Source organism: Pseudomonas sp. KCJK9000, assembly GCF_046230725.1.
GTDB classification, from domain to species: Bacteria; Pseudomonadota; Gammaproteobacteria; order Pseudomonadales; family Pseudomonadaceae; genus Aquipseudomonas; species Aquipseudomonas promysalinigenes.
The window spans coordinates 1-3,652 of record NZ_JBJJLN010000116.1 but is presented as its reverse complement, the minus strand read 5'-3'; the positions used below and the strand labels follow the sequence as shown (position 1 = coordinate 3,652).

General features: G+C 64.2%; 5 protein-coding genes. All 5 read right to left on the bottom strand.

Translation table 11 applies throughout. From position 1 onward, the window contains the following. Positions 1 to 179: 179 nt before the first annotated feature. Positions 180 to 461, bottom strand: a complete 282-nt coding sequence (locus tag ACK59H_RS22765) for a hypothetical protein (protein ID WP_409264973.1) — start codon at positions 459 to 461, stop codon at positions 180 to 182. Next, positions 458 to 787: a hypothetical protein gene (locus tag ACK59H_RS22760; protein ID WP_409264971.1), complete on the bottom strand. Its 330-nt coding sequence runs from the start codon at positions 785 to 787 to the stop codon at positions 458 to 460. Before ACK59H_RS22760 ends, ACK59H_RS22765 begins: the two co-directional genes overlap by 4 nt. 263 nt (positions 788 to 1,050) lie before the next feature. Then, positions 1,051 to 1,830 (bottom strand): DUF6475 domain-containing protein, encoded by a 780-nt coding sequence (locus ACK59H_RS22755; protein WP_409264970.1) that lies wholly within the window; start codon positions 1,828 to 1,830, stop codon positions 1,051 to 1,053. Then, positions 1,817 to 2,971 (bottom strand): hypothetical protein, encoded by a 1,155-nt coding sequence (locus ACK59H_RS22750; RefSeq protein WP_409264968.1) that lies wholly within the window; start codon positions 2,969 to 2,971, stop codon positions 1,817 to 1,819. The genes ACK59H_RS22755 and ACK59H_RS22750 overlap by 14 nt, the downstream gene beginning before the upstream one ends. A gap of 2 nt (positions 2,972 to 2,973) precedes the next feature. After that, positions 2,974 to 3,501, bottom strand: a complete 528-nt coding sequence (locus ACK59H_RS22745) for a hypothetical protein (protein ID WP_409264967.1) — start codon at positions 3,499 to 3,501, stop codon at positions 2,974 to 2,976. Positions 3,502 to 3,652: the final 151 nt, after the last annotated feature.

Sequence of the window (3,652 nt, the reverse complement as noted above, 5' to 3'; positions counted from 1 at the left end):
CAATTCTGTAGGATTTTTCCCATACCCGCAAGGGGGGTTGCGGGGCCTTATATCGGCCTCCTCCCATGCCTTGTTTATGCTCCTCAAGCCCGCGATTGCCGAGGCTTCTGGCTCGCTGTTCATGTCGAGCGCCGTGGCGGTCGTTCCGTCCTTGAATGTCACCAAATAAACCGACGCGCTCACAGCAGATTTCCTTGCACCGGCCCCACGCTTCGGGCGACCAAACGGCGCAACCGCCGGTAGATCTTCGCCCAGCGCTTGGGCTCGTCGTACTCCATGGACCAATGGGGGCCGATCTGCTGGCCCTGGGTGTCCCTGGGCGCGTCCTCGTCGGGGTACTTGGCCTTGATGATCGCCCGTGTCTCGGCGTTGATGGCGGCGGCCTTGCTCAGGTAGCGACGGCCTGCGGTGGGCGCCCGGTAGACGAGCGCGTGGCTGACAGCGATGCCCTTGGGGGTCATAGGTCGCCACCTTCGCCCAGGAACAGGTCGCCCTGGGCTTCCAGGAAGCGCTGGCGCGCCTCCTCGTCGGGGTTCGGTTCCCCGGCCTCGGCCAGCAGGGTGCGGGCGGCGAGGCTGATGGCGCGCTTGGCCTTTCCGACCTCCTGGCGCGCCACCTTGCGCTCCTGGACGAAGCGGTGGGCCCTGGAGCAGGCCGGGCACTCTGCGACGTCGTCGGGGACGTCCAGCACAGCGCCCTGGCCTGGGTCGATCTTGGTGCTCTCGTAGTAGGCGCCAAGGTGGGTGGGGTCGGTGGAGTCGAACTGCAGGCCCTCGCCGTGCAGCACGCCAAGCTGTCGCCTACCTGCTACCCCGGGGCATTCGGCAAGCGAACGCGCTATCGCGGTGGTCGCGGCCTTCACGACGGCGGTGTGCCGAACGTAGGCCAGGCAGGCGGCGACGGCTCTTTCCGTCCCTTTACTGGCGGAAGGGAGGGAGCGAAGCGCCCCTAGCGCGTCCTCCTCTCCCTTTCGCCCCTTATGTTCCGGTGTTTCTCTCCTACGAACTTCTCTCATTTGCGTGGCCTGCGGGCGGGTGTTTCAGATGCCCTCTATTTTGCCGCAGGCGCTGCGCTAGGTACTGACCCGCTACCGTCGGGTGGGGTTTGGCCGGATTGGGCCTCATTTGGGCCTGCCAGCGCGTTCTGGCGGGTATCGCCCCCTCCACCCGTGGGTGCTTTGACCAAACGCAGGTGTTTCATGCCTGAAATCAAGGACTTAACCGGGTTGGCCTCACCGACCGGGTTGCCGAGACTCATGATCCGCTTGGCCCTGGCCTTGGCCTCGGGGCTGCGTCCAATCAGTTCGACTTGCACCTGGTGGGCCCTGCCGGTGGCGCGGTTGAACGCCTCGGCGGAGCCGATCAGGTAGGCCGGGTAGTCCTGGCCGAGCTTGTCGCCCAGCCAAAACCCCCTGCAGCGCTTCTGGAACTCGATCCCGCGGAAGCGCAGGTCTTCCTCGGTGCCCGTCTCGCAGAGCCTTACCCATCCCCCCATGTCCTCGATCACCCTGTGGATAACCCCGTCTTGAAACGCGACGCTGGCCACCGGTCCAACCTGTCGAATCGCCCGTTCCACCAGGGCCCAGGCGTCCATGGCGCGATCGCTGGTGCTGCCTGAAATCATTTTCACGATGTCGGCGGGCTGGGGGACGTGCATCCCCGTGTCCGGGTTGCGCATGTGGGCAAACATCGCCCTGCACACCGCCTCGATGTCGTACTCCTCGAGCGTCACGTAAAACAACTCGACCAGGGCCTGGCTGATGGATTTGGTCTTGGCGGCGTAGATCACCGCCAGGGTTTCTGCGAGTTTGATCCGGTCAATGGGTTGCATGGGTGTACTCCCCCTCCAGGTCGTCAGAACCGTCGTGTGGCGGGGTAGCCTGCGTGTCGCTCACCCCATACTGCGCCTTGAGCATGGCGATCACGTCGGCGCTCTGCTGCTCGACGTCTGCCTGGATGTTCCGGGTCTTGAAGCCTGTAGCTGGTGCTCCGGTACCGGTGCTGCGCTTGCCCTTGCCCGCGCTGGGCTGTTCCTGGGCGGTGATCGGGTTCGACTGTGCCTTGGCCATGGCCAGCTCCTGGTTGAGCCTCACCTGGATCTTCTGCTCGACGATCGGCGTCAGGTACTTGATCGAGCCTGGCCCTTGCTTGGGGTTGCCGTTGCGGTCATGGGTCGCGTTGTAAACCGCTGCCTCGACGTCGGCGCCGGTGGCCTCCATCGCTCGCCAGAGCACCAGTTCGGCGTGGACCTCGGGGTCGAGCAGTTTGGTCAGCTTCCAGAGGCGCCCGAGCGGCCTGCGCAGTTCCATCAGGCTGTCCGCTGGAAAGTTTTCAGTTTCCTCGCTCTCGTCGTTCGCCTCCCCGACCTTGGGGGGAGGGGGGGTATCTACATCATCATCTATATATTCTTCTCTTCTCTTCTCTAGGGGCGTTACGCCGTCACTCGAAGCGTGATTCGTGACGTTATTCGTGACGTCACCCGTAACGTTACCCGGGGCCTCCTCCTGGGGTGGGTTTTGCCCGTTCTTGGCCTTCTGTTTGTCCCGGTAACGCTGCGACCGCTCGCGCCCCTTCTGGAGGTGCATCCCGCGCCGGTCGTGGCTTGCGGTGTTGTACTCCTCGAAGTTCGGCAGCGTAATTGTGGCCGCCGCGTCGTCGCAAACAGCCCACCCGACCAGCTCCAGGGCGGCGGTAAAACCGGGCATCTGCACCAGGTCGTCGATGTAGTAGCGGTCCACGTTTTCGAGCACGCCGTTGCGTGACTCCTCGTTGGCCGTTCCCCACAAGGTGACGAGTAACGACACCGTGACGTTACGCATGCCGTTACGCACGCTCTTGTCGGAGTAGTCGAGGCCTGGCTGCATGCCGACCGCCGCGAGGCATTGCGGGTTGCTGGCGAGCCGCCTGGCAATGGCTTCAACCTTGCGGTTGGTCACCATCTTGGAGCGGATCTTGATCCATTCGTTGGCCATGCTTACCCCTGGGTGCCGCTGTTGAGTGGTGGAATCGTGACGGTGCGTGACGTTGCGTCGAAGTGCGCCCAGCCCACCGAGGCCATAGCCTCGCCGAAGCCGGGCGTCTCGGTGATGAAGTCGAGGGTGGCCAGGTCGGCTTCGCGCAGGATGCCGTCGGGGGCGTGCTGGTGCAGGTAAACCGCGAAGCGGTAGAGAACGCCGGCGGCGTAGGTGCGCATGGTCGCCGGGGGCAGGTTCTGCAAGCCGGCGGCCGGGTTGGCCGCCAGCAGGCGGGCGACGTTGAACAGGCGTGGGTCGTTGGGGAGCTGGCTGGGTAGGCGGATCAGGCCGCCGCCGGCCTTGCGCAGGTTTGCGGCGACCAGTTTGGCGCGGATGGCGTTGCATTCCACGCAGGTCCCGGAGCTGGTGAAGCGGTTGGCGATGTGCCCGTGGGCGCAGGGCTTTCCGGTGAAGTACTGCGGTGCGCCTGCTGCTATTGCAGCGGCGCGTGACCTCGGTATATCAGGCATCTTTTCTGCTGCTGCCATGGTGGCGCCTCCTGGCGAATTTGTTCTGCGGCGGAGTATGGTCAATGAATCACGTCAAAGCAACTTTGCATTGCGTGGAATATTCGCCGTTCAGCGCATTTATTCTGTGGATACCTGGGCGCGTAACGTTACGCGTGACGTTACGCGGCGC

What these genes read in the sequence shown, in the direction of transcription:
- ACK59H_RS22755 (WP_409264970.1), bottom strand. Translation starts at nt 1,830, where the DNA reads ATGCAACCCATTGACCGGATCAAACTCGCAGAAACCCTGGCGGTGATC.
- ACK59H_RS22750 (WP_409264968.1), bottom strand. Translation starts at nt 2,971, where the DNA reads ATGGCCAACGAATGGATCAAGATCCGCTCCAAGATGGTGACCAACCGC.
- ACK59H_RS22765 (WP_409264973.1), bottom strand. Translation starts at nt 461, where the DNA reads ATGACCCCCAAGGGCATCGCTGTCAGCCACGCGCTCGTCTACCGGGCG.
- ACK59H_RS22745 (WP_409264967.1), bottom strand. Translation starts at nt 3,501, where the DNA reads ATGGCAGCAGCAGAAAAGATGCCTGATATACCGAGGTCACGCGCCGCT.